The 24,368-nt window shown below is 72.7% G+C and carries 15 protein-coding genes and 1 pseudogene; 9 read left to right on the forward strand and 7 right to left on the reverse strand.

Translation table 11 applies throughout. From position 1 onward, the window contains the following. Window positions 1–1,621 precede the first annotated feature (1,621 nt). Window positions 1,622–3,235 (reverse strand): NlpC/P60 family protein, encoded by a 1,614-nt coding sequence (locus VR45_RS09395; RefSeq protein ID WP_052708958.1) that lies wholly within the window; start codon window positions 3,233–3,235, stop codon window positions 1,622–1,624. A 410-nt stretch (window positions 3,236–3,645) separates the two neighbouring features. Between VR45_RS09395 and VR45_RS09400 the strand changes: the two genes are divergently transcribed. Beyond that, window positions 3,646–4,839 carry an inorganic phosphate transporter gene (locus VR45_RS09400; protein WP_078896365.1) on the forward strand — a complete coding sequence of 398 codons (1,194 nt, stop codon included), beginning with the start codon at window positions 3,646–3,648 and terminating at the stop codon, window positions 4,837–4,839. Between the two features lie 29 nt (window positions 4,840–4,868). Continuing rightward, entirely contained in the window at window positions 4,869–5,123 is a 255-nt protein-coding gene (locus tag VR45_RS09405) for a hypothetical protein (protein ID WP_030392835.1), read from the forward strand. A 111-nt stretch (window positions 5,124–5,234) separates the two neighbouring features. Here the strand turns inward: VR45_RS09405 and VR45_RS09410 are convergent, their stop codons facing one another. Continuing rightward, the gene (locus VR45_RS09410) at window positions 5,235–6,788 is read right to left on the reverse strand and encodes an MDR family MFS transporter (RefSeq protein ID WP_045939219.1); all 1,554 of its coding nucleotides are present in this window, start codon (window positions 6,786–6,788) and stop codon (window positions 5,235–5,237) included. Window positions 6,789–6,966: 178 nt separating this feature from the next. Then, the gene (locus VR45_RS09415; protein WP_052708959.1) at window positions 6,967–7,440 is read right to left on the reverse strand and encodes a MarR family transcriptional regulator; all 474 of its coding nucleotides are present in this window, start codon (window positions 7,438–7,440) and stop codon (window positions 6,967–6,969) included. Between the two features lie 111 nt (window positions 7,441–7,551). On the opposite strand from VR45_RS09415, the gene VR45_RS09420 reads away from it, so the two are divergent. Then, window positions 7,552–8,649, forward strand: a complete 1,098-nt coding sequence (locus tag VR45_RS09420; protein WP_078896366.1) for an ABC transporter permease — start codon at window positions 7,552–7,554, stop codon at window positions 8,647–8,649. Window positions 8,650–8,677: 28 nt separating this feature from the next. Here VR45_RS09420 and VR45_RS09425 read toward each other — a convergent pair whose 3' ends face one another. The 4 genes from VR45_RS09425 to VR45_RS09440 all read right to left on the reverse strand — a co-directional run bounded on the left by VR45_RS09425 (window position 8,678) and on the right by VR45_RS09440 (window position 14,054). After that, window positions 8,678–9,892 (reverse strand): ROK family transcriptional regulator, encoded by a 1,215-nt coding sequence (locus tag VR45_RS09425; RefSeq protein ID WP_045939221.1) that lies wholly within the window; start codon window positions 9,890–9,892, stop codon window positions 8,678–8,680. Between the two features lie 31 nt (window positions 9,893–9,923). Continuing rightward, window positions 9,924–10,457, reverse strand: a complete 534-nt coding sequence (locus VR45_RS09430) for a GtrA family protein (protein WP_045939222.1) — start codon at window positions 10,455–10,457, stop codon at window positions 9,924–9,926. A gap of 97 nt (window positions 10,458–10,554) precedes the next feature. Further along, entirely contained in the window at window positions 10,555–13,038 is a 2,484-nt protein-coding gene (lon, locus tag VR45_RS09435) for an endopeptidase La (protein WP_045939223.1), read from the reverse strand. A gap of 239 nt (window positions 13,039–13,277) precedes the next feature. Further along, window positions 13,278–14,054 carry a rhomboid-like protein gene (locus VR45_RS09440; RefSeq protein ID WP_052708960.1) on the reverse strand — a complete coding sequence of 259 codons (777 nt, stop codon included), beginning with the start codon at window positions 14,052–14,054 and terminating at the stop codon, window positions 13,278–13,280. Between the two features lie 549 nt (window positions 14,055–14,603). On the opposite strand from VR45_RS09440, the gene VR45_RS09445 reads away from it, so the two are divergent. The 6 genes and pseudogenes from VR45_RS09445 (at window position 14,604) to VR45_RS09470 (ending at window position 24,368) form a co-directional block, all read left to right on the forward strand. Beyond that, complete coding sequence (locus tag VR45_RS09445; protein WP_093864899.1) at window positions 14,604–15,341, forward strand: response regulator transcription factor; 738 nt, start codon at window positions 14,604–14,606, stop codon at window positions 15,339–15,341. A gap of 89 nt (window positions 15,342–15,430) precedes the next feature. Then, window positions 15,431–16,561 carry an ATP-binding protein gene (locus VR45_RS09450; protein ID WP_045939224.1) on the forward strand — a complete coding sequence of 377 codons (1,131 nt, stop codon included), beginning with the start codon at window positions 15,431–15,433 and terminating at the stop codon, window positions 16,559–16,561. A gap of 349 nt (window positions 16,562–16,910) precedes the next feature. Then, a pseudogene (locus VR45_RS09455) lies at window positions 16,911–20,674 on the forward strand (multifunctional oxoglutarate decarboxylase/oxoglutarate dehydrogenase thiamine pyrophosphate-binding subunit/dihydrolipoyllysine-residue succinyltransferase subunit). 291 nt (window positions 20,675–20,965) lie between these two features. Continuing rightward, the gene (locus tag VR45_RS48460) at window positions 20,966–23,005 is read left to right on the forward strand and encodes a serine/threonine-protein kinase (protein ID WP_052708961.1); all 2,040 of its coding nucleotides are present in this window, start codon (window positions 20,966–20,968) and stop codon (window positions 23,003–23,005) included. A 47-nt stretch (window positions 23,006–23,052) separates the two neighbouring features. Then, entirely contained in the window at window positions 23,053–23,232 is a 180-nt protein-coding gene (locus tag VR45_RS09465) for a DUF6104 family protein (RefSeq protein ID WP_030392846.1), read from the forward strand. Window positions 23,233–23,438: 206 nt separating this feature from the next. Continuing rightward, complete coding sequence (locus tag VR45_RS09470) at window positions 23,439–24,368, forward strand: DUF4097 family beta strand repeat-containing protein (RefSeq protein WP_045939225.1); 930 nt, start codon at window positions 23,439–23,441, stop codon at window positions 24,366–24,368.

The raw sequence follows: 24,368 nt of genomic DNA on the forward strand, positions 1-24,368 counted from the left end.
CCCACACCCTCCCCGACGGCACCACCGAACACACCTGGACCGCCCACCAAACCCACATACCCCAGTGACCCTCCCCGGACTGGAAAGTCGGCCCCTCCGACTTCCCACTCCCCGGTGGCTCCCTTGCACCCAGCAAGGGAGCCACCGCAGCAAGACCCAGGACCAGGAAGTCAACGGCACCGACTTCCCACTCCACCTGGCCTTCGACTTGAGCAACTGCCCTCGCCTGGGCCGGGCGAGGGCAGCCACACTCGACCCATCGATGGGGAGGCCCGCACGGACAGCGGTGTTCTAGTGGCCCCCTTGCCGCGCTAGGGGGCCACCGAAGATTCGTCGCGGCAACGTCACGCAGATGCGCGCTGGACCGAGCCAGCCAGTCCCAGGACGGAGTAGGAAGTCGGCCCGTTCGACTTCCTACTCCGTCCTGGGGCTTGGGCGGTGCCACTCAGCAGCCCACGCCGGAGCCCAGCGAGGGCCCCTGCCGTGCCCTGGTGGCTCCTTGCGCGGAGCAAGGAGCCACCGGAAACGACCCTCACGACGTGCCCCAGGAGCAGGAAGTCGGCTTCCTCGACTTCCTGCTCCGCCTGACCTTCGACCTGGGCAACTGCCCCTCGCTCGGGCCGGGCGAGGGGCAGTCGGCTGAGGTTGGGCGATGTGGAGTGGGAAGTCGGCCGCTCCGACTTCCCACTCCCTGGTGGCGCGGCTCGGTCCCGGTGGCTCCCTTGCACGCGGCAAGGGAGCCACCGAAGGAACAGGAAGTCAACGGCATCGACTTCCTACTCCTGCCGGCCTCCGACCTCACCAGAGGAAACGGCGCCGGCAAGCGGCCGCCCACGGACGGGGACGCCGGTACGGACAGCGGTGTCCCGGTAGCCCCTGAGCCGGTCGGCCTCCGGAGGGCGGAGTAGGAAGTCGGCCCGCTCGACTTCCTACTCCGCCCCCGGGGCTTGGGCGGTACCGCTCAGCAGCGGCCCCTGCCGTGTTCCGGTGGCCCCTTGCGCGGAGCAAGGGGCCACCGGAAGCAACTCTCACTGCGTGCCCCAGGAGCAGGAAGTCGGCCTCCTCGACTTTCCACGCCGCCTGGCCTTCAACCTGAGCAACTGCCCCTCGCTCGGGCCGAGCGAGGGGCAGCCGGACGAGGTCGGGCGATGTGGGATGGCTCAGCTCCAGTGGCTCCCTTGCACGCGGCAAGGGAGCCACCGAAGGAACACCCAGGACCAGGAAGTCGGCGGCATCGACTTCCTACTCCGCCAGCAGGAACAGCGGGTCTCGATCGTCTGTGCCTCGCTCGCACCGAGCGAGGCACAGACGATCGAGACCGGGTGGCGTGGAGCAGGAGGTCGGCCTGTCCGACTTCCCACTCCACGCCTGGGGCTTGGGTGGGCTGCTCGACGGCCCTCACCGGAGCCCGGTGAGGGCCGTTGCAGCCTTCCGGCGGCTTTCACGATGGGCCCCAGGAGTAGGAAGTCGGCATCGTCGACTTCCTACTCCGCTCGGAACGGCGTCGGTGAGCGGCTGGGGCAACGCCCCCGGGCAGCGGTGAGGCCGGGCTTCGAGAGGTCTCGAAGCCCGGCCTCGGGCCGTGCGGGTGAGGTGAGCGGGCCCGGGGTCCGCTCCCGGGTCAGTGCTGGTTGGGCGGGAGGGTGCCCGTGCTGGTGCCGGAGGCCGTCGCGGACGCCGTGCCGGAAGCCGTCGCTGCCGCGGAGCCGGAGGCGGTGGGCGAGCCGGTGCCGGTCGGGGTCGAGGTCGGGGTGCCCGTCGGGGTCTCGGTGGGCGTGCCGGTCGGCGTCCCCGTCGGAGTACCGGTCGGGGTCCCGGTGGGCGTCCCGGTCGGGGTACCCGTCGGAGTACCGGTCGGCGTCCCCGTCGGCGTCGAGGTCGGCGTGTCCGTGGGGGTACCCGACGGCGTGGTGGTCGGGTTGCCCGGGTTGGTCGGGTCGGGCGTGCCCGGGGTCGCGGGGGTGGTGGGGGCCGGCGCGGTCGGGGTGCCCGGGAGGGCGGGCACGACCGGCGGGACCACGGTGCCCTCGGGGACCGGCGGCTGGTTCAGCGGGCTGGACGCGATCGGGGTGACCGCGTCCCAGCCGGCCGGCAGCTCCGGCACCTTCCAGGAGCCGCCCGCCTCGTCGGCGGTGCCGTCCGGGTCAGGACGCACGGCGCCGAGGACCGGGTTGGCCCCGATCGGCCCGACCTTGACGTACGAACCCGGCCGCGGCGCGTGCACGACCAGCCCGCCGCCGATGTACATCGCGACGTGCGTGGCGCCCGCGAAGTAGATGACGAGGTCACCGGGCCGCAGCTGGTTGAGCGGGACGTGCTGGAGCTGCGCCCACTGCTCCTGGCTGGTGCGCGGGATCGGCTTGCCGGCGTGCAGCCAGGCCTGCGAGGTGAGCCCGGAGCAGTCGAAGACGTCCGGTCCGGCGCCGCCCCACACGTACGGCTTGCCGAGCTGGGCGAGCGCGAAGGCGACGGCGGCCCGCCCGGCCAGCGACGGCGTGCGCTCGCCCTGGCCGAGCACCCCGGAGGCGAGGAGCGCGAGCTGAGCCTCGTCGGCCTTGGCCTTCTCGACCTGCTCCAGTTCGGCGCGCTGCGCCCCGGTGAGCGAGGAGACCAGCTGCTCGACGGCGGCGAGGTCGGCGGCGACCTTGGCCTTGGCGGCGTCCTGCTGGGTGACCAGGGTCTGCGAGGTGCTGAGCGCCTCCTCGTTCTGCTTCTGCAGCACGCCCAGCGCGTCGCGGTCGGAGGTCAGCTTGGCGAGGAACTCGTTCTGCGAGCGGCTGGCGGTGGCGAGCAGCTCGGCGATGGTGACGGCCTCGTACGGGTCCTTGGATAGCAGCAGCTCGGCGTAGGCGGAGGCGGCGCCGTTGCGGTACTGGGCGGCGGCGAGCTGGGCGGCGATGTCGGTGCCGGCGTCGACCTGCTTCTCCTGGCGCTCCAGCTTGGACTTGAGCTCGGTGAGCGAGGCCTGCTGCTCGGTGACCTTGGCGACGGCCGCGTTGTACTGCTCGGTGGCAGCCTCGGCACCCTGGTACAGCGCCTGCAGCTGCTCCAGCAGCGGGCCGAGGGTGGCCTTGGCGGCGGCGAGCGGGTCACCGTTGGGGTCGTTCACGGGCGCGCCGGGCGCGGTGGCGCCAGGGGTGGGCTGGGCCGGGTCGGCCCAGGCCGCGCCGGCGGCCAGCGGCAGCGCGAGCGCGGCGGCCGCGAGGACGGCCCCGCAGCGCAGTGCGGCCCGCACCCAGGCCGGTCGGCCGGCGCGGTTGCCCGCTCGTCGTCCGTCCGTCGGTTCCGCTTGTCGTACCCCGCCGCCCATAGGTCCTGTCCTCCCCGTCAGCCCACGCTCCGGGGTCCCCGGACCTCCGCAGATCCTGCCATGGGTTACTCGCCGGAAACAGACCGCACCCGTACGGCTCGATGAATTTTTCACCCCGGTGTGAGACAGCTCTCAGCAAAACGGGCGAACCGGGGCAGATCTCCACTAATGTCCAGCTCAGCGCGGTAGGCAGCACCCCCTGGAAAGGTCCCGGCCACCCCCAAGTCACCATCGGAACCACGATTCCGATGCCTGTTCACCTTCCGTTCATCCAGGATCCCTACCGTCGCGAACAACGCCAACGTCTGTGCGACAACTACGACGATTGTTTGGGTATGGAACACATCTCGTTCCTGGTGGCCGTTGTGATCATCACGGCGCTCGCCTTCGACTTCACCAACGGGTTCCACGACACCGCCAACGCGATGGCCACCTCCATCGCCACGGGAGCCCTCAGGCCGAAGGTCGCGGTCACCATCGCGGCCGTCCTCAACTTCGCGGGTGCGTTCCTCTCCGTGAAGGTCGCCACCACCATCTCGGGCGGCATCGTCAACGAGAAGGCCGGCATCCATCCGGAGATCATCTTCGCCGCACTGGCCGGCGCGATCCTCTGGAACCTGCTGACCTGGCTGCGCGGTCTGCCGTCGAGTTCCTCGCACGCGCTCTACGGCGGCCTGATCGGCGCCACCGTGGTCGGCGTCGGCGTCAACGGTGTCAACTTCGACACCGTCGTCAGCAAGATCCTCATCCCGGCCGTCGCCTCCCCGCTGGTGGCCGGCCTGGCCGCCTGGGGCGCCACCAAGCTCGCCTTCGCGATCACCCGCAAGAGCAAGGACGAGACCGTCGGCAAGGGCTTCCGCACCGGCCAGATCTTCTCCTCCTCGCTGATCTCGCTGGCGCACGGCACCAACGACGCGCAGAAGACGATGGGCATCATCACCCTGACCCTGGTCTCGGTCGGCGCCCTGCCGAAGGGCGCGCTGCCCCCCACCTGGGTCATCGTCTCGGCCGGCGCCGCGATTGCGCTCGGCACCTACATGGGCGGCTGGCGGATCATCCGCTCGATGGGCAAGGGCCTCGCGGACATCACCCCGCGCCAGGGCTTCGCCTCCGAGTCGGCCGCCGCGACGGTCATCCTGACCTCCTCGCACATGGGCTTCGGCCTCTCCACCACCCAGGTCTGCTCCGGCGGCATCATGGGCGCCGGCCTCGGCGGCCCGAAGGCCGAGCTGCGCTGGGGCATGGTCCGCCGCATGGTCTACACCTGGGGCTTGACCCTGCCCGCCGCCGCCACCGTGGGCGGACTCGCGGCCTTCCTCGCCGAGCAGGGCAACTGGGGCGTGGCGCTGGTCGGCGTCGCCCTGGTGGCCGGCTCGGGCGCGATGTGGGTCATCTCCCGCCGCCAGCCGGTCGGGGCGGACAACGTCACCGCCGACGACGTCATCGACGTCACCGACGTCACCCCGGTCGAGGTCGGCCCGGCCGCGCCCGCCACCCCGACCCCCGCCTCGACCACGGTCGCGGCCTGACCGCCGCCGGCTGAGGAGCTCGAAACACCATGCACATCAAGTGGAACGCCCTGGCCCAGACCGCAGGTGTCAGCTTCGGCATCACCGTCGCCGTCGTCGCCGTCTTCGCACTCGGCATCCTGGCCCTCTCCCGCCGCGAGGCCTCGCTCACCGCGCAGCGCGAGGCCGCCGGACCGGGCGCCCCGGCGAACGGCGGCCGGCTGGCCCTGGCCGGCGCCTACACCTGCTTCGCCGTCTGCGGCGCGGCCGTCCTCTACGGGCTGTCGCTGATCGCGGGCAAGTAGCCCCGCCGCGCGGCCCGCACAGTAGCCGCGCACCGAACGGCCGGAGGGCCGGGAGTGGATCACCACTCCCGGCCCTCCGGCCGTTCCCGTACCCGTACCAGGACGCCCGGATCAGTCCTGCGCGGTGCGCAGCACCGTCTCCCGGACGAACAGCACCGTGACGAAGGCCAGCAGCGCGAACGGCGCCGCGACCAGGAACACCACCCCGACCCCGTGCCCGAAGGCGTCGGTGACCAGCGGCACCAGCGGCGCGGGCAGCTTGTGCAGGTCCGGGATGCCGCCGCCGAGCGCGCCGCCGGAGGCCGGGACGTGCGCGGCGGCCAGGTTCTCGGCGAGGTAGTGGCCGACCCGGTTGTTCATCAGCGCGCCGAGCGCGGAGACGCCCATCGCGCCGCCCATGGTGCGGAAGAAGGTGACCACCGAGCTGGCCGCGCCGAGCTCGGCGCGCGGCACGGTGTTCTGCACGGCGAGGACGAGGTTCTGCATGGTGAGGCCGAGGCCGATGCCGGTGATCGCCATGTAGACGGAGAGCAGGCCGTAGGCCGTGTCGGCCCGGGCGGTGCCGAGCAGGGCGAAGCCGACGGCGAGCAGCAGGGTGCCGGCGACCAGGTAGGCCTTCCAGCGGCCGTACTTGGTGATCAGCCGGCCGGCCACGGTGGAGGAGACGGCCAGGCCGAGGATCATCGGCAGGGTCATCAGGCCGGCCACGGTCGGGGACTTGTCCCGGGCGAGCTGGAAGTACTGGCTGAGGAACGTGGTGGCGCCGTACATCCCGATCCCGACCAGGACGCTGGCCAGCGCGGACAGGGTGACCGTCCGGTGCCGGAACAGGTGCGGCGGGATGATCGGCTCGGCGGCGCGGCGCTCGACCAGGACGGCGAGGGCGCCGAGCAGCAGTCCGCCGCCGACCATGGCCGCGGTCTGCCAGGAGAGCCAGGCGTAGTTCTTGCCGGCCAGGGTGATCCAGATCATCAGCAGGCTGACCGCGCCGGTGATCACCAGCGCGCCCAGGTAGTCGATCCGCACCTTGCGCCGGACCACCGGCAGCTTCAGGGTCCGCTGCAGCACCAGGATGGCGGCCAGGGCGAACGGGATGCCGACGTAGAAGCACCAGCGCCAGCCGAGCCAGGAGGTGTCCACGATGACGCCGCCGATCAGCGGGCCGCCGATGGTGGCGAGGGCGAAGACGGCGCCGAAGTAGCCGCTGTACCGGCCGCGCTCGCGCGGCGGGACCATCGCGGCCAGGCAGATCTGGGCGAGCGCGGTGACGCCGCCGGCGCCGATGCCCTGGAGGGCGCGGCAGGCGATCAGCTGGCCGGTGTTCTGGGAGAAGCCGGCCAGCGCGGAGGAGGCGATGTAGATGACCAGCGCGATCTGCAGCAGCAGCTTCTTGCTGGCGAGGTCGGAGAGCTTGCCCCAGATCGGGGTGGAGGCGGTGAGGGTGAGCAGGGTCGCGGTGATCACCCAGGTGTAGGCGGACTGGCCGCCGTGCAGGTCGGTGAGGATCCGGGGCAGCGCGTTGGAGACGACGGTCGACGAGAGCACGGCGACGAAGAGGCCGAGCAGCAGGCCGGAGAGCGCCTCCATCACCTGCCGGTGCGTCATCGGTTGGTCGGTGGCGGCGGCGGCTCCGGTCGAGGCAGTCGGGGTGGTGGTGGCAGTCATCAAGGTCCTTCGGGATAGTTGCCTGACGCAACCATAGGCCGAGATGGTTGACTTGGGCAACATTCTTCAAGAACAAGTAAAGCCCGGACCGACCCTCGGCCCGGGCTCCCGACAGAGCGCATCAGACGCTCCGGCACTTCAGACACTCAGACACTCAGGCGCTCGGGCGCTCAGGCGCTCAGGCGCTCGGCACGGCCGCCTCGCCCACCACGTCGTTGAAGCGGTGCAGCAGCTCGGCGAAGCGGACCACGTCGTCCTCCGACCAGTCGGCCATCAGCTCCCGCACCCGGCCCATCCGGGCGTCCCGGGCCGCCAGGAACCGCCGTCGGCCCTCCTCGGTGAGCGACACCAGCGCCGAACGGCGGTCCAGCGGGTCCGCCTCCCGGGCCAGCAGGCCCAGCTCCTCCAGCGCCCGGATCTGCCGGCTGATGGTCGCCTTGCCGACCGCGAAGTGCACCCCGACATCGGTCACCCGCACCGGCCCGGCCTGCTCGACATGGCCCAGCAGGCTGTACGCCATGCCCTCCAGCTGCGGATGGACCCGCCGGGACAGCTCCGCCACCCGGGCCCGGCCGCGCCGGAAAAGCACCCCGACCTCGCGCTCCACGGCCAGCAGGGGCTGCTCGTCGCGCTCCTCGTTCGGCTCCTTCACCGCGCCAGTATCCCGCAGCCCGCCCGAGGCGCTGCGGCGCGGGAGAAACGCAGAGGAAACTAGTTCATGCTATTAAGTATCCGGTTTCCCCCGATACACAAGGAGATGTGCATGACCTCCGCCCCCGGGCAACAGGCAGGGCAGGAACCCACACAGGAACCGGCGCGGGCATCGGCCCCGGAACCGAGGAAGGGCTTCGCCGCCGAGCTGAAGGGCGCGGTCACCCCGCGTGCGGCGCTGCTGGTCATCGGCGTGCTGCTGCTCCAGCTCGGCTTCGTCACCTCGTACGTGGGCGCCCTGCACCACCCCACCCCGCACGAGCTGTCGATCACGGTGGTCGCCCCGCCGCAGGTCGCCCCCAAGTTCGTCCAGGGCCTGGAATCGGTCCCGGACCAGGCCGTGAAGGCCGTCACCGCGCCGGACGCGGAGACCGCCACCGAGCAGATCAAGGACCAGAAGGTCTACGCCGCGCTGGTGGTGGACCCGGCCTCCACCGAGGACGTGCTGCTGGTCGCCAACGCGCGCGGCCCGTCCGCCGCCCGGGCCGCCGAGAGCATCGTCACCGGCCTGGAGAAGACCCAGGGCCGCACCGTGAAGGTCGAGGACGTGGTGCCGCTCGCCAAGGGCGACGCCAACGGCCTCTCCTCCTTCTACCTGGTGATCGGCTGGTGCGTCGGCGGCTACCTGGTCGCCTCCATCCTCGGCGTCAGCGCCGGGGCGAAGCCCGCCAACGCCAACCGGGCGCTGATCCGCCTCGGCACGCTGGCGCTCTACTCGCTCGCGGCCGGCATCGGCGGCGCGATCATCGTCAAGTCGGTGCTGGACGCGCTGCCGGGTCCGTTCTGGTCGATGTCCGCCGTCGGCGCGCTGGTGGTCTTCGCGGTGGGCGCGTTCACCATGGCGCTGCAGTGCCTGTTCGACATCATCGGCATCGGCGTCGCGGTGCTGCTCTTCGTGGTGCTCGGCAACCCCAGCGCGGGCGGCGTCTTCCCGCCGCCGCTGATGCCGCCGTTCTGGCGGGCGATCGGGGCCTGGTTCCCGAACGGCGCGGGCACCGACGCGACCCGCTCCATCGCCTACTTCGACGGCACCGCGCTGACCCGGCCGCTGCTCGTACTACTGGCCTGGGCCCTGGTTGGGGTCGCGGTGACCTTCGCCGCCGTCCTGCGCCGGCCCTCGCACCGCAGCCGCGAGCTGGTCGAGGGCTGACCGTCCCGGCGCCCGCCGCCCCCGGACCTCAGACCGCCGGCCGGCCCGGGTCGGCGAGCACCGACCGGACCACACCCGCCGCGGCTCCCAGCAGGGGGCCGCGGCGGCCCAGCCGGGAGACCGTCAGCCGCTCGTCCGTCCAGGGGCGGACGGTCACCCGGGCGGCCAGCTCGGCCCGCATCGCGGGCAGCAGCCAGGGCGCCAGCTGCGCGTAGCCGCCGCCCAGCACCACCTCCGCCGGGTCCAGCAGGTTGACCGCGCCCGCCGAGGCGATCCCCAGCGCGGCACCGGCCCCGGCGAGCGCCTTCCGGACCTCCGCGTCCCCGGCCTCGGCCCGCTCGGCGAGCAGCGCCACCCAGTCGCCCCGGATGCCCTCCAGACCGGCCGCGCGCAGCACCGCCGACTCCCCCGCGTACTGCTCCAGGCAACCGTGCGCCCCGCAGGCGCAGCGCGGACCGTCCGGCCGCACCGGGACGTGCCCCAGCTCGCCCGCGTAGCCGTGCGCGCCGCGCAGCAGCCGGCCCTCGACCACGATCGCCGAGCCGATCCCGGCCTCGGCGGAGACGTGCAGGAAGTGCGCCGGTCCACCACCGAGCCAGAGTTCGGCGAGCCCGCCGAGGTTGGCCTCGTTGTCGGCCCGCAGCGGCAGCTCGGCCAGGTCCCCGGCACCGGCGGCGCGCAGCGCGAGCCGCAGCTCGGCGACGAGCGGCACCTCCTCCCAGCCCAGGTTGGCGGCCCGCTGGAGCAGTGCGCCGTCGATCCCGACCAGTCCGGGCACGGCCAGGGCCAGCCCGGCCGGGCGCGGACCGGCCTCGGCGGCGGCCCGGCGGACCAGTTCGGCGAGGTCGGCCATGACGGCGGCGGGGCGCCGGCCCCGGTTGCGGATCTCCTGGCGGTGCCAGGCGCGGACCTCGCCGCGCAGGTCGACCACGCAGGCGCCCAGGTGCTCCACCCCGATCTCGGCGCCGAGGCCGCCGGGGCCGTCCGGGTTGAGCCCGAGCGCGGTGCCGGGCCGGCCGACCTTGCCGCTGGGCGCGGCCGGGCCCTCCTCGACCACCAGTCCGGCCGCGATCAGCTCCTCGGCGAGCGAGGAGACCGCGGCCCTGGTCAGCCCGGTCCCGGCGGCCACCTCGGCGCGCGAACGCGGGGCGCGCGCGATCACACCGAGCACCAGCGCCAGATTGGCCCGGCGCATCCCCTGCTGGCTCGCGGGCCCGGTCGGGGCGCCGTCCGTCTCACGCATCACCCTCACCCGCTCCCGCTCCCGCTGCGGCTCACTGCCCTTCCGAGCCTAGGACCCCGACGCTCGCGGGGCTTCCCGCCCCGGCCTCCTCCACCCGGGTGAAGACCCAGCGCTGCATGGCCCAGAAGCGGAACAGCATCGCCACGAAGGTGCCCAGCACCATCCCGCTCAGGAAGTCGGCCAGCTCCTGGGTGAACGGGCTGACCCAGGGCTCGCGCAGGTCCAGCAGGTAGCGGGAGGCGATCAGCGGCAGGTCGTTGACCGCGACCGCGACGGCGCTCACCAGGACGAAGAGCAGTGGTTCGCGCCGGCGCCAGGAGGAGCGGAAGGACCACCGCCGGTTGAGCAGATAGGAGACGACGGTGCCGACCACGGTCGCCACGGTGAGCGCCAGCACCGGCTTGCTCGGCATGACGGTGAACCGCAGCGCGTAGTTGATCAGCACGGTCAGGGTGAAGCAGCCGCTGCCGACCAGCAGGAACTTCACCAGCCGCCGGTGCCGGACCAGGGCCGGACGGACCCGGCCCGGTACCCGGGCCAGGACGCGCTGGGTGAGGGACGGCATCTTCGCAGTCTGGCACGGCGCACGGAGCCCGTCCCGTCCGGCGGACCGGGCGGGACGGGCTCCGTACGAGGGCTGCCGTACGGGGGCCGGGACCGGGTCAGGCGACGGCGGCCAGCACCTCGGCCGGCTCCAGGGCCAGCCTCAGCACCTCCCGGACGTCGGCCACCGGGTGCACGGTGAGCCGCGCCAGCACCTCGGCCGGGACATCGTCCAGGTCGGCCTCGTTCCGCCGGGGGATGATCACCGTGGTGACCCCGGCCCGGTCGGCGGCGAGCAGCTTCTGCTTCACCCCGCCGATCGGCAGCACCCGCCCGGTCAGCGACACCTCACCGGTCATCGCCACGTCGGCGCGCACCTTGCGCCCGGAGAGCAGCGAGGCCAGCGCGGTGGTCATGGTGATGCCGGCGCTCGGACCGTCCTTGGGGACGGCGCCGGCCGGGATGTGCAGGTGCACTCCGCGGTCCCGCAGCGAGGTGACCGGCAGCTCCAGCTCGGCCCCGCGCGAGCGCAGGTAGGAGAGCGCGATGTGCGCGGACTCCTTCATGACGTCGCCCAGCTGGCCGGTCAGGGTCAGCCCGGTGCCGCCGGTCTCGGCGTCGGCGAGCGAGGCCTCGATGTAGAGAACGTCGCCGCCGGCCCCGGTGACCGCCAGCCCGGTGGCCACCCCGGGCACCGCGGTGCGGCGCTCGGCGGGCTCCTGGGCCGCCTCCGGCACGTGGTGCGGCCGGCCGATCAGGGCGCGCAGCTCCTCCGCGCCGATCGCGGCGGGCAGCTCGCGCTCCCCCAGCTCGGTCTGCGCGGCGATCTTGCGCAGCACCCGGGCGATCGCCCGTTCGAGGTTCCGGACGCCGGCCTCGCGGGTGTACTCGCCCGCCAGCTTCCGCAGCGCCGGCTCGCCGACCGCGACCTCCTCCTCCTTGAGCCCGGCCCGCTCCAGCTGGCGCGGGAGCAGGTGGTCGCGGGCGATGACGACCTTCTCGTCCTCGGTGTAGCCGTCCAGGCGGACCAGCTCCATCCGGTCGAGCAGCGGCTCGGGGATGGACTCCAGCACATTGGCGGTGGCGAGGAAGACCACGTCGGAGAGGTCCAGCTCGACCTCCAGGTAGTGGTCCCGGAAGGTGTGGTTCTGCGCCGGGTCGAGCACCTCCAGCAGGGCGGCGGCCGGGTCGCCCCGGTAGTCGGAGCCGACCTTGTCGATCTCGTCGAGCAGGACGACCGGGTTCATCGAGCCGGCCTCCTTGAGTGCCCGGACCAGTCGGCCGGGCAGTGCGCCGACGTAGGTGCGCCGGTGGCCGCGGATCTCCGCCTCGTCCCGGACGCCGCCGAGCGAGACCCGGACGAAGGTGCGGCCCATGGCGCGGGCCACCGACTCGCCGAGCGAGGTCTTGCCGACACCGGGCGGGCCGACCAGCGCGAGCACCGCGCCGCCCGCCCGCCGTCCGCCGCCCTTCGGGGGAACGGCCTCGCCCGGTCCGTCCTGCTGCCCCTCAGCCGCATGACCCGCGGCCGCCTGTCCTGCGGCCGCCTGCTCGGCCCGGCGCTTGCGGACGGCCAGGTACTCGACGATCCGGTCCTTCACGTCGGCCAGGCCGGCATGGTCGGCGTCCAGCACCGCGCGGGCGCCGGCGATGTCGTAGCTGTCCTCGGTGCGCTCGTTCCAGGGCAGCTCCAGCACGGTGTCCAGCCAGGTGCGGATCCAGGAGCCCTCGGGCGACTGGTCACTGGCCCGCTCCAGCTTGTCGACCTCCTTGAGGGCGGCCTCGCGGACCTTCTCCGGGAGGTCGGCGGCCTCGACCCGGGTGCGGTAGTCGTCCTCCTCGTCGGCCGGGTCGCCGTTCAGCTCGGCCAGCTCCTTGCGGACGGCCTCCAGCTGGCGGCGGAGCAGGAACTCCTTCTGCTGCTTGGCGACGCCCTCCTCGACGTCCTTGCGGATGGTGTCGTTGACCTCCTCCTCGGCGAGGTGGTCGCGGAGCAGTCCGAGCGCGTACTCCAGTCGCGCGACCTGGTCGGCCTCCAGCAGCACCTTGAGCTTCTGCTCGGCGGTGGCGAAGGGCGCGTAGCCGATGTTGTCGGCGAGCTCGCCGACGCCCTCGATCGCGGCCACCCGGTCGACGATCTGCCAGGCGCCGCGCCGGCGCAGCCACTGGGTGGAGAGCGACTTGTACTCCTTGACCAGCTCGGCGGCCCGGCCGGCCACCGGGGTGCCGACGGAGGACTCGCGGAACGGCGTGGTCTCCACCCAGAGCGCGGCGCCCGGTCCGGTGGTGCCGACGCCGATCCGTACCCGGCGCACCGCGCGGACCAGCGCCGCCGGCTGCCCGATCCCGTCCGGGCCGTCTGCCAGCCGGCCGACCTGCTCGACGGTGGCGAGGGTGCCGACCGCCGCGTAGGAGCCGTCCACCCTCGGGACCAGCAGCACCTGGGGCTTCCCGGCACCGCCGGTGGCCGCGGCGCGCGCGGCCTCGACGGCGGCGCGGACCTCGGCGTCCTTCAGGTCCAGCGGGACGACCATGCCCGGCAGGACGACCTCGTCGTCCAGCGGCAGCACGGGCAGGGTGAGCGGTGTGGACGTCGATGCCATGATCTCTCCCCAGTCAGTGAACTTGAGTCGACCTGACTAAGGCTTGGCGGCCGCCGGATGTTCCCCGCCCCGCGTTCGCCGTCAGCGAACGCAACGGGGTCACCGCGGGCCGTCGCGGGCCTGTCAAAAAGGCCCGGTACGCGAACCGGGAAGCAGTCCCACCGGACGGACCCCAGCACGCGCCCCCGGCACGCAGGCCCGGGAGCATCCGCGCCGCACGGGCTCAGGAGCGGCCCGGCTCAGGAGCGGCCCGACACCACGGCCCCGCGGGCCGCCGACGCCGGCCGGGACAATTCGGCGGGCACCCCGAGCCGGGCACGGCGCGGCCGGTGGCCGTCCCAGCGGCGCAGCCACCGCCACAGCGCCACCCCGGCCAGCAGCGCCACCGGATGGCCGACCCCGGTGACGAGGTCCCGGTCGGCGGCGATCTGGTCGGCGATCAGCGCCACCGCCAGCGCCAGCACGGCCGCCCGCCCCGCCGGCCGGAGCAGCCCGGCCAGCGCGCCGAGGCTGGCGAGCACGCCGTAGCTGACCCCGATGTCGAGGTGGTCCATGGCAGCCGGCTCCAGCCGCCCGGTCTCCACACCGACGACGACCACGCCCTGGGAGAGCAGGGTGGCGGCGACGTGCCCGGCCGCGAAGACCACGGCCGCCCGGCCGGGGCCGACCCGGCGCTCCAGCGGCGCGACGGTGAAGGCGAAGGCCCAGAGGTAGGGCATCCAGACCGGCCCGGCCACCCAGATGCCGCTGAACAGCAGCGCGCGCAGCGGGTGCTGCAACAGGTTGTGCCCGTCCGAACTGGAGGCCTCCTGGAGCCGGAGCACGAGCTCCGGGTCGGCCAGCCCGGCGAAGGTGGTGGTGGCGCCGACCACGGCGAGGTAGCCGAGGGCGAAGGGATTGCGCCGCAGGGTCGGCACCCGGGCCAGGATCCAGTCGACCGCGCCGGTCCGCAGACCGGCCCGGAGCATCCCGTACGGCGGCCCGCCGCACCCGGCGGGCACCTGCCGCTCCGTCATGCCGCCTCCGCTCCAACGCCCGCAGCCGTCACCCGCGCGTATCCAACGTACCGGCGCGTACCGGAAATCCCACCCCCACGAATTTGTCGTGGCCACGGTACGTCCGGTGCCTGGGAGTCCGCTGGGAGAAAGCCGTGAGGATCCGGGGTCCGCGCGGGCCCGCATTGGTCCAGACCTTCCACCCCGCTCGGGGCCGCTTTCCGCCCTGACCGGCGGCTTGGCGTCAACTCATGTGCATACGTACCGTTACAGAGTGAAAAAACGCCGGGTAAGGTATCGGCCCGTGCCCACTTCCCGGTGGGCCCGAAAGCCGGTCCGAAAGACCGGCCCGCGGGCCGGAAATGTCCGGTCCACCTGCCGGGAATCACCTGCGGTCCGTACGCTGCGAGGTGCACGGGAGACGGAGAGCGGCCCACGCCCTCGCCGTCACCCGCGCACGCGACGGGACGGCGGACCCGGCACAGTCCACGACGGAACAAGACTACGAAGCGGAGCCTTCGCCATCCCCACAGGTGGCCGGCCCGCAGCCCTGGGGGCGGTGGCGTGACCGTGACAGAAATTCAGCAGGACAACCAGAACACCGGCGGCACGGTGAGCAGCCAGCGCAGAGTGCTGGTGGTGGAGGACGAGCCCACGATCGCCGAGTCGATCGCGGCCCGGTTGGGCGCGGAGGGCTTCAAGGTGGCGGTGGCCCACGACGGCCCCGGCGCCGTCGACGGCTTCCACACCTGGCAGCCGGACCTCGTCGTCCTCGACATCATGCTGCCCGGCTTCGACGGCCTCGAGGTGTGCCGCCGGATCCAGGCCCAGCGCCCGGTGCCGGTCCTGATGCTCACCGCGCGGGACGACGAGACGGACCTGCTGGTCGGCCTCGGCGTCGGCGCCGACGACTACATGACCAAGCCCTTCTCCATGCGCGAACTGGCCGCCCGGGTCAACGTGCTGCTGCGCCGCGTCGAGCGCGCCCAGCAGGCCGCCCGGACGCCCGCGCTGGGCAGCCTGCGCTTCGGCGAGCTGGAGATCGACCATGTGCAGCGCCGGGTCCGGCTGGCCTCGGGCGACGTCCACCTGACGCCGACCGAGTTCGACCTGCTCGCCTGCCTGGCCGCCCAGCCGCGCGCCGTGCTCACCCGTGAGCAGCTGCTGGCCGAGGTCTGGGACTGGACGGACGCGTCCGGCACCCGCACCGTCGACAGCCACGTCAAGGCACTGCGCCGCAAGATCGGCGCCAGCTGGATCCGCACCGTGCACGGTGTCGGGTACGCGCTGGAGGCCCCGCTCTCGTAGCGGCACCACCCTCGGACACCGGGCCGCCGGGGGGCCCGTTGTCCCGAACCGCCGTGCGGCGGACCCACGCGGGGGACCACAGGGGACCAATGACCTTTCCACAGCAACGCAACGGGGACATCGACGGCAGTCGGCCGCCCACCCTGGCCGCCCGCGCCGCGAAACGGGTCTGGGCCGACATCCGGCCGCTCGACCCGGTCCGCTCCATCAAGGGCAAACTCGCCCTTCTGGTGATCGTCTCGGTCTTCCTGGCCACCGGCATGGTGGTCGTGGCGATCCGGTCCGAGACCCAGATCCGGATCATCATGATCTTCTCGATGATCGCCTCGCTGCTCTTCATGCAGTTCCTCGCGCACGGGCTGACCGCCCCGCTGCGCGACATGACCGCCGCCGCCCGCGCGATGGCCTCCGGCGACTACAGCCGCCGGGTCGAGGTGAACTCGCGCGACGAGATCGGCGAGCTCGCCGCGACCTTCAACCAGATGGCGTCCGACCTGGAGGCCGCCGACCGGCACCGGCGCGAGCTGGTCGCCAACGTCTCGCACGAGCTGCGCACGCCGATCGCCGCGCTGCGGGCCGTGCTGGAGAACGTGGTCGACGGCGTCGTCCAGCCCAACCCGGCGACCCTGGGTGCCGCGCTGGAGCAGACCGAGCGGCTCGGCCGGCTGGTCACCCACCTGCTCGACCTCTCCAAGATCGACGACGGCGTGGTCGACCTGGACGCGCGCCCGTTCGAGGTGCGCGAGTTCCTGGACGGCGTGCTGCGCGGGGTCACCGTGGACGGCGCCACGGCCGGCGGGGCCTTCTCCCGGCGCGGCGACGTCCGGCTCGCCCTGGAGGTGAGCCCGGCCGGGCTGACCGGCGTCGCCGACACCGAACGGCTGCACCAGGTGGTGGCCAACCTGGTCGACAACGCCTGCAAGCACTCCCCGCCCGGCGGCACCGTGACGGTCCGGGCCAGGCCCGACGAGGGGCCCGGCGCCCTGCTGCTGGAGGTCGAGGACGAGGGTCCCGGCATCCCGGCGGCGGACCGGGCCAGGGTCTTCGAGCGGTTCGGCCGCAGCGGCACCGCGACCGCGGCCGGCCCCGGCTCCGACGGCGGGACCGGGCTGGGCCTGGCCATCGCCCGCTGGGCGGTGGACCTGCACGGCGGACGGATCGAGGTCGCCGAGGCCGCGCGCGGCTGCCGGATCGAGGTCCGGCTGCCCGGCCCGCGCTGACCGCCCTCCGCGTCGTGGGTCCGGGCCCGGACCCACGACGCGGACGGACCGGCGGCACCGGGGCGGATGTCACAGGCACCGGGACGGATGTCACAGATCCGACACAGTGCACAAAGAGGACCGACGCCCGCCTTTGTCCGTATTTGTCAGCGTTTGGATGGCGATCGGAAGCGGTCGGTTCCCCGCCGATGTGGCTTTCTAACGCACATTTCCAGCCAAACCGCAGGTCAGGACTGTGATCTGGGCGACGCCTGCCCCCCGGGGACTGCGCGATCACTGATCGGAGGCGTAGCCTTAATCCCCGCTGTCCAAACATCCCAAAAGGAAGCGGAAGAGGGCGGTTGCCGCCGTGTCGCCACAGTCCCCTGAACACCCCAACAGCTCGGCTAGCTCCACTGGCTTCGGCCCCAATGAGTGGCTCGTCGACGAGATCTACCAGCAGTACCTCCAGGACCCGAACTCGGTCGACCGAGCCTGGTGGGACTTTTTCGCCGACTACAAGCCCGGTACCGAGGTGACCCCAGTGACCCAGGCCGCGACCCAGGTCGGCGTGACGCCGCCCCCCGCCGCCGCCCCGCGTCCGCTCCGGCCGTCCAGGCCCCCGCAGCCCCGGCCGCCCCCGCGCCGGTGCAGCAGGCCCCGACGGCTCCGGCGGCCCCTGCGGCTCCCGCGCCGCTCGCCGCCCCTCCGGCCGCGCCCCCGGCGCCCAAGGCCGCCGCCCCGGCGCCCGCGCCGGCCGTCGCGAGCGCGGGCCCCGAGCTGGTTCAGCTCCGCGGCCCGGCCAAGGCCGTCGCCACCAACATGGACGCCTCGCTGGAGGTGCCGACCGCCACCTCGGTCCGCGCCGTCCCGGCCAAGCTGCTGATCGACAACCGCATTGTCATCAACAACCACCTGCAGCGCGCCCGCGGTGGCAAGGTCTCCTTCACCCACCTGATCGGTTACGCCCTGGTCCAGGCCGTCAAGGCCTCCCCGGGCATGAACCACAGCTACAAGGTGGAGGACGGCAAGTCCTACCTGGTCAAGCCCGAGCACGTGAACCTCGGCCTGGCCATCGACCTGGTCAAGCCGAACGGCGACCGCCAGCTCGTCGTCGCGGCGATCAAGAAGGCCGAGACCCTCGACTTCTTCGGCTTCTGGCAGGCCTACGAGGACATCGTCCGCCGGGCCCGCGCCAACAAGCTGACCATGGACGACTTCACCGGCGTCACGGTCTCGCTGACCAACCCCGGCGGCATCGGCACCGTGCACTCCGTGCCGCGCCTGATGCAGAACCAGGGCACCATCGTCGGCGTCGGCGCCATGGAGTACCCGGCCGAGTTCCAGGGCTCCGCCCCGGAGACCCTGGCCCGTCTCGGCGTCTCCAAGATCATGACGCTGACCTCGACCTACGACCACCGCGTCATCCAGGGCGCGGCGTCGGGCGAGTTCCTGCGCACGATCCACCAGCTGCTGCTCGGGCAGAACGGCTTCTACGACGAGATCTTCGAGTCGCTCCGGATCCCGTACGAGCCGGTCCGCTGGGCCACCGACGTCGCCACCACGCACGACGACGAGGTCAACAAGACCGCCCGCGTCATCGAGCTGATCCACTCCTACCGGGTCCGCGGCCACCTCATGGCCGACACCGACCCGCTGGAGTACAAGCAGCGCAAGCACCCCGACCTGGACGTCACCACCCACGGCCTCACCCTGTGGGACCTGGAGCGCGAGTTCGCGGTCGGCGGCTTCGGCGGCCAGCGGATGATGAAGCTCCGCGACATCCTCGGCCTGCTGCGCAACACGTACTGCCGCACGGTCGGCATCGAGTACATGCACATCCAGGACCCGAAGCAGCGCAAGTGGCTGCAGGAGCGCCTGGAGAAGCCGTACACCAAGCCGGAGCGCGAGGAGCAGCTGCGCATCCTGCGCCGGCTGAACTCGGCCGAGGCCTTCGAGACCTTCCTGCAGACCAAGTACGTCGGGCAGAAGCGCTTCTCGCTGGAGGGCGGCGAGTCGCTCATCCCGCTGCTGGACGCCACCATCGACTCGGCGGCCGAGCACCGCCTGGACGAGGCCGTCATCGGCATGGCCCACCGCGGCCGCCTCAACGTGCTGGCCAACATCGTCGGCAAGCCGTACGGCAAGATCTTCGGCGAGTTCGAGGGCAACCTCGACCCGAAGTCGATGCACGGCTCCGGCGACGTGAAGTACCACCTCGGCTCCGAGGGCACCTTCACCGGCCTGGACGGCGAGACCATCAAGGTCTCGCTGGCCGCGAACCCCTCCCACCTGGAGGCCGTGGACCCGGTCGTCGAGGGCATCGCCCGCGCCAAGCAGGACATCCTGGACCAGGGCGGCACGACCTTCCCGGTGCTGCCGATCCAGATCCACGGCGACGCGGCCTTCGCCGGCCAGGGCGTCGTCGCGGAGACCCTGAACATGTCGCAGCTGCGCGGCTACCGCACCGGCGGCACCGTGCACGTCGTGGTGAACAACCAGGTCGGCTTCACCGCCGCCCCGGCCTCCAGCCGCTCCTCGATGTACTGCACCGACGTGGCCCGCATGATCGAGGCCCCGATCTTCCATGTGAACGGCGACGACCCGGAGGCCGTGGTCCGCGTCGCGCGGCTCGCCTTCGAGTTCCGCCAGGAGTTCCACAAGGACGTCGTGATCGACCTCATCTGCTACCGCCGCCGCGGTCACAACGAGGCCGACAACCCGTCGTTCACCCAGCCGCTGATGTATGACCTGATCGACAAGAAGCGCTCGGTGCGCAAGCTGTACACCGAGGGCCTGATCGGTCGCGGCGACATCACCATGGAAGAGGCGGAGCAGGCGCTCCAGGACTTCCAGGGCCAGCTGGAGAAGGTGTTCGCCGAGGTCCGCGACGCCGCCCAGACCCCGGCCGCCGCCACCAACGGCAAGCCGGTCGCCGACTTCCCGGTCACCATCCGGACCGGCATCTCCGAGGAGATGGTCAAGCGGATCGCCGCCTCGCAGGTCAACCTGCCGGACTGGCTGACCGTCCACCCGCGACTGCTGCCGCAGCTTCAGCGCCGCGCCGGCTCGGTCGAGGACAACACCATCGACTGGGCGATGGGCGAGACCCTCGCCATCGGCTCGCTGCTCATGGAGGGCCACCCGGTCCGCCTGGCCGGCCAGGACAGCCGCCGCGGCACCTTCGGCCAGCGGCACGCCGTCCTGATCGACCGGGCCACCGGCGAGGACTACACCCCGCTGCAGTACCTCACCGAGGACCAGGCCCGCTACACCGTGTACGACAGCCTGCTGTCCGAGTACGCGGCGATGGGCTTCGAGTACGGCTACTCGCTGACCCGCCCGAACGCGCTGGTCATGTGGGAGGCGCAGTTCGGCGACTTCGTCAACGGCGCGCAGACCATGGTGGACGAGTACATCGCCTCCGCCGAGCAGAAGTGGGGCCAGCACTCGGGCGTCACCCTGCTGCTGCCGCACGGCTACGAGGGCCAGGGCCCGGACCACTCGTCCGCCCGCCCGGAGCGCTTCCTGCAGATGTGCGCGCAGGACAACATGACGGTCGCCATGCCGACCCTGCCGTCGAACTACTTCCACCTGCTGCGCTGGCAGGCGCACAACCCGCACCACAAGCCGCTGATCGTCTTCACCCCGAAGTCGATGCTGCGTCTGAAGGCCGCGGCGAGTGCCACCGAGGAGTTCCTGTCCGGCTCGTTCCGCCCGGTCATCGGTGACACCACCGTCGACCCGGCGAACGTCCGCAAGGTCGTCATCACGGCCGGCAAGTTCTACTACGACGTGGAGGCGGCGCGCACCGAGCGCGGCATCACCGACACCGCGATCGTCCGGGTCGAGCGGCTCTACCCGCTGCCGGTGGCCGAGCTCCAGGAGGAGCTGGCCAAGTACGGCGACGACGTCCAGTTCGTCTGGGCGCAGGAGGAGCCGGCCAACCAGGGTGCCTGGCCGTTCATCGCGATGAACCTGGTCGACCACCTCCAGGTCGTCGTCGGCCGCAGCGCCGACGGCTCGCGGCTGCGCCGCGTCGCCCGCACGGCCTCCTCGGCCCCGGCGGTCGGCTCGGCCAAGCGCCACGGCGCCGAGCAGCAGGCGCTGCTGGAGGAGATCTTCACGATCTGACGCACCGGTTCCCACCGGTCGGCCGCACGCACGGCAACGGCCCCCCGCCTCCCTGGATCCCAGGGAAGCGAGGGGCCGCCGTCGTCCCCGGGCACGGCGGAGGGCCCGGGCGAGCCGTGTCCGCGCCGTGTGCGAAGGTCCCAGCTCTGCAACCAAAGCGGCACCGACCTGCGCGGGCGGCTGACGGATCGATAGGTTAAGCCTCGCCGGACCGTCGGCCGGGTGCCCGTCGTCGCGCCCACCGGCGGAATCCGGTGGACCTCACCGCTCTCCCAGGGGGATCAAAACCGCATGACCGCCGACACGCCACGGGACGCCGCCGCCTCACCCCTCCCGCCGGTCTTCCAGCCGCTGCTTCCCGACGACCCCAGGGAGGTGGGCGGCTACCGGCTGTTCGCCCGCCTCGGGGCCGGCGGCATGGGCCGCGTCTACCTCTCCTACACGCCCGGCGGTCGGCCGGTGGCGCTCAAGGTGGTCCGCCCGGAGTTCGCCGAGGACAGCGAGTTCCGCCGCCGGTTCGCCCAGGAGGTCTCCAACGCCCAGCGCATCCACGGCCTCTACACCGCCCAGGTGATCGACTCCGGCGGTCTGGACTCGGACGCGCCGTGGCTGGTCACCGCCTACGTCCCCGGGCCGTCGCTGCAGCAGGTGGTCCGCGAGAACGGCGCACTGCCGGTGCGCACCGTGCTGCTGCTGATGGGCGGCATCGCCGAGGCGCTGCAGGCCATCCACAGCGTCGAGGTGGTCCACCGCGACCTCAAGCCGGCCAATGTGCTGGTGGCCGGCGACGGCCCGCGGGTGATCGACTTCGGTATCGCCCGGGCCGCCGACGCCACCGCCCTGACCGGCACCGGCTACCGGATCGGCTCGCCCGCCTTCATGTCCCCGGAGCAGGCCCAGGGCCGCCCGGTCAGCCCGGCGACCGACGTGTTCGCGCTCGGCGCGCTGGCCGCGTACGTGGCCGGCGGCAACGCGCCGTTCGGCGACGGCCCGGACACCGCCGTGCTCTACCGGGTGGTGCACGAGCAGCCCGAACTGGACGCCGTGCCGGCCGACCTGCGCGAGCTGGTCCTGCGCTGCCTCGCGAAGTCCCCGGAGGACCGGCCCAAGCCCGCCGAGATCATCGAGATCGCCCGCAACCACCCGTCGGTCGGCGGCCAGCTGCGCTTCGCCGACGACTGGCTGCCCCGGCAGGTCAACACCGAGATCACCCGCCGCTCGGACCTGCCGAAGACTCCGCCCACCCCGCTGCCGGCCGCGCCCCCGCAGCCCTCCGGGCCGCCGACCGGGCAGTCCCCGCTCACACCGCCGCCGCCGGCCGGGGCGCCCGCCACCCACGCGGCCACCGCGCCGTCCTTCGGCCCGCCGCCGCCCGGCTTCGGCCCCGTCCGTCCGGACACCCCGCCGCCCGGCTTCGTCCCGCCGCCGCTCGGCGCGTACGGCGGCGCGCAGCCGACCGGCGAGGCCCCCACCGGCCCGCTGCTCGGCGCCCCGCCCACCGTCCAGCTGCGGCCGGAGCCGCCGTCCTACGACACCCCGCCGCCCGGCCCGGTGGTCACCGACAGCCCGGCGCCCGCACCGGCGCCGGCCCGCAAGGGCGGTGTCTCCTGGAAGGTGCTGCTGACGGTCGCCCTGGTGATGGCGGTCGGCGGCACGGCCGGCGGTGTCGTGCTGATGGCCAAGTTCAAGGACGACGACAAGAAGAACTCCGCCCACCAGTCGAGCGCGGGCTCGGGGAGCTCCCAGCCGGCCGCACCGCCGGCGGGCAGCACCTCCGCGGCCGCGACCACCCCCGCGACCACCCCCACCCCGTCCGCGACCAAGCCCGCCGGCTCCGCCGCCGGGGCGGTGACCTCGGCCCCGTCGGCCACGTCCGGCACCGGTGTGACCGCGCCGGCCCGGCCGACCGGCTACTCCCCGCTGCTGGTGCAGAAGCCGCTGTCCATCCCCGGCACCGACGCCTACTACGACTCCTACCGGATCGACCTGGACGCCGGGACGGTGGTGCCGCGCGGCACCGACCTCAAGTGGGGCCTGGGCCTGAACGCCAGCGGCAGCATCAGCAGCAGCAAGGCCAACTCCTTCGTCGCGGCGGGCGACAACAAGTCGGACTTCGCGGTGATCACCGAGTCCACCGTGACGCCCGACCAGTGCGCCGTCGCGATCGACTCCCGGCCGGACACCGACCTGTCCTTCAACCGGGTCTCGCCGGGCCGCCTGCTCTGCATCCGGGACCGGGTCACCCGCAACATCGCCATCGCGGTGGTCGAGGTCGCCGACGTCACCACCGGCGCGGTCAAGCTCACCGTGAGCACCTGGCGCGCCAGCTGACCCGTCTATCCTGACCAGGTCGAATCCCCACCGGACCGGAGCGAACCGTGTACTTCACCGACCGAGGCATCGAGGAGCTGGCGAGCCGGCGCGGCGACGAGGAGGTCACCTTCGAGTGGCTGGCCGAGCGCCTGCGCGAGTTCGTCGACCTCAACCCGGACTTCGAGGTCCCGGTCGAGCGGCTGGCCACCTGGCTGGCCAGGCTCGACGACGAGGACGACGAGTGACCCGGTGAAACGGTGAAACGGTGATTGTGAGGGCCCGGAGGCAACCGCCTCCGGGCCCTCGCGTTCGCTCCCCGTAGGGGCGGGTCTCAGGGTCCGCTCCGGGTCGGCCTCGGGGTCGGACTCCCTTGACTTCGCCGTCACGCGATATATCGTCTTTGGAAGAGGACGCGATACATCGCGAGTCGAATCAACGGGAGGCGGCAGAGATGAGCCAGTGGACGGTCGAAGGACCCGACAGGATCACCATCGAGGAGACGGTCCGGACGCTCCAGGTGCGGATCATCGACGGCACGGTCAACGTGGTCGCCGCCGAGGGCCCCGCCCGGCTGGAGGTCACCGAGCTCAAGGGCGAGCCGCTGCACGTCACCCTGGTCGACGGCGTCCTCACCGTCACCTACAAGGACCTCAGCAGCTGGAACGAGTTCGGCGACGTGCTCAAGTCGGTCGAGTCGGTGAAGGGCTTCTTCTCCTCCTTCAAGCGCAAGCGGACCGCCGCCGTCACCGTGACCGTCCCGGCCGGCACCGAGGTCAAGGTCGGCACCGTCTCCGCCGCGACGACGGTCTCCGGCTTCACCGAGCACGTCTCGACGCAGACCGCCAACGCCGACATCACCCTGGTCGGCCTGGCCGGGCGGACCGACGCCAGCACCGTCACCGGCGACGTGGACGCCCAGTCGGTGGCCGGGCAGCTGCGGCTGAACACCGTATCCGGCCGGCTCACCGTGCTCGCCGGCACCGCCGAGAAGGTGAGCGCCAACGCCGTCACCGGCGCGGTCACCCTGGACCTCGCGGCCGCCACCCCCGCGCAGATCAAGGTCAACACGGTCAGCGGCGCGGTCGGCGTCCGGCTGCCCCCGCTGACCGACACCAAGGTCGAGGCCGGCACCACCAGCGGCGACCTCTCCTCCGGCTTCGAGGAGCTCACCGTCGCCGGCAGCTGGGGCACCAAGCGCCTCTCCGGCCAGCTCGGCGACGGCAGCGGCAGCCTCTCGGTCACCACCGTCTCCGGCGCGGTCACCGTGCTCCAGCGGCCGGAGGCCGAGGACGACACCCGCGCCGCCCGGGAGCTGCCCGCCCCCGACCTCACCAAGTCCGACGCCCCCGGCACCGGCCCCGACCTGACCAAGGAGGCCTGA

The organism is Streptomyces sp. NRRL S-495, from assembly GCF_000966955.1.
Lineage (GTDB): Bacteria > Actinomycetota > Actinomycetes > Streptomycetales > Streptomycetaceae > Kitasatospora > Kitasatospora purpeofusca.

Bases quoted from the DNA above. Each gene is read 5' to 3' on its own strand.
- VR45_RS09410 (WP_045939219.1), bottom strand. From the start codon at position 6,788: ATGACTGCCACCACCACCCCGACTGCCTCGACCGGAGCCGCCGCCGCC.
- VR45_RS09425 (WP_045939221.1), bottom strand. From the start codon at position 9,892: ATGCGTGAGACGGACGGCGCCCCGACCGGGCCCGCGAGCCAGCAGGGG.
- VR45_RS09420 (WP_078896366.1), top strand. From the start codon at position 7,552: ATGACCTCCGCCCCCGGGCAACAGGCAGGGCAGGAACCCACACAGGAA.
- VR45_RS09440 (WP_052708960.1), bottom strand. From the start codon at position 14,054: ATGACGGAGCGGCAGGTGCCCGCCGGGTGCGGCGGGCCGCCGTACGGG.
- VR45_RS09450 (WP_045939224.1), top strand. From the start codon at position 15,431: ATGACCTTTCCACAGCAACGCAACGGGGACATCGACGGCAGTCGGCCG.
- lon (WP_045939223.1), bottom strand. From the start codon at position 13,038: ATGGCATCGACGTCCACACCGCTCACCCTGCCCGTGCTGCCGCTGGAC.
- VR45_RS09470 (WP_045939225.1), top strand. From the start codon at position 23,439: ATGAGCCAGTGGACGGTCGAAGGACCCGACAGGATCACCATCGAGGAG.
- VR45_RS09400 (WP_078896365.1), top strand. From the start codon at position 3,646: ATGGAACACATCTCGTTCCTGGTGGCCGTTGTGATCATCACGGCGCTC.
- VR45_RS09430 (WP_045939222.1), bottom strand. From the start codon at position 10,457: ATGCCGTCCCTCACCCAGCGCGTCCTGGCCCGGGTACCGGGCCGGGTC.
- VR45_RS09405 (WP_030392835.1), top strand. From the start codon at position 4,869: ATGCACATCAAGTGGAACGCCCTGGCCCAGACCGCAGGTGTCAGCTTC.
- VR45_RS48460 (WP_052708961.1), top strand. From the start codon at position 20,966: ATGACCGCCGACACGCCACGGGACGCCGCCGCCTCACCCCTCCCGCCG.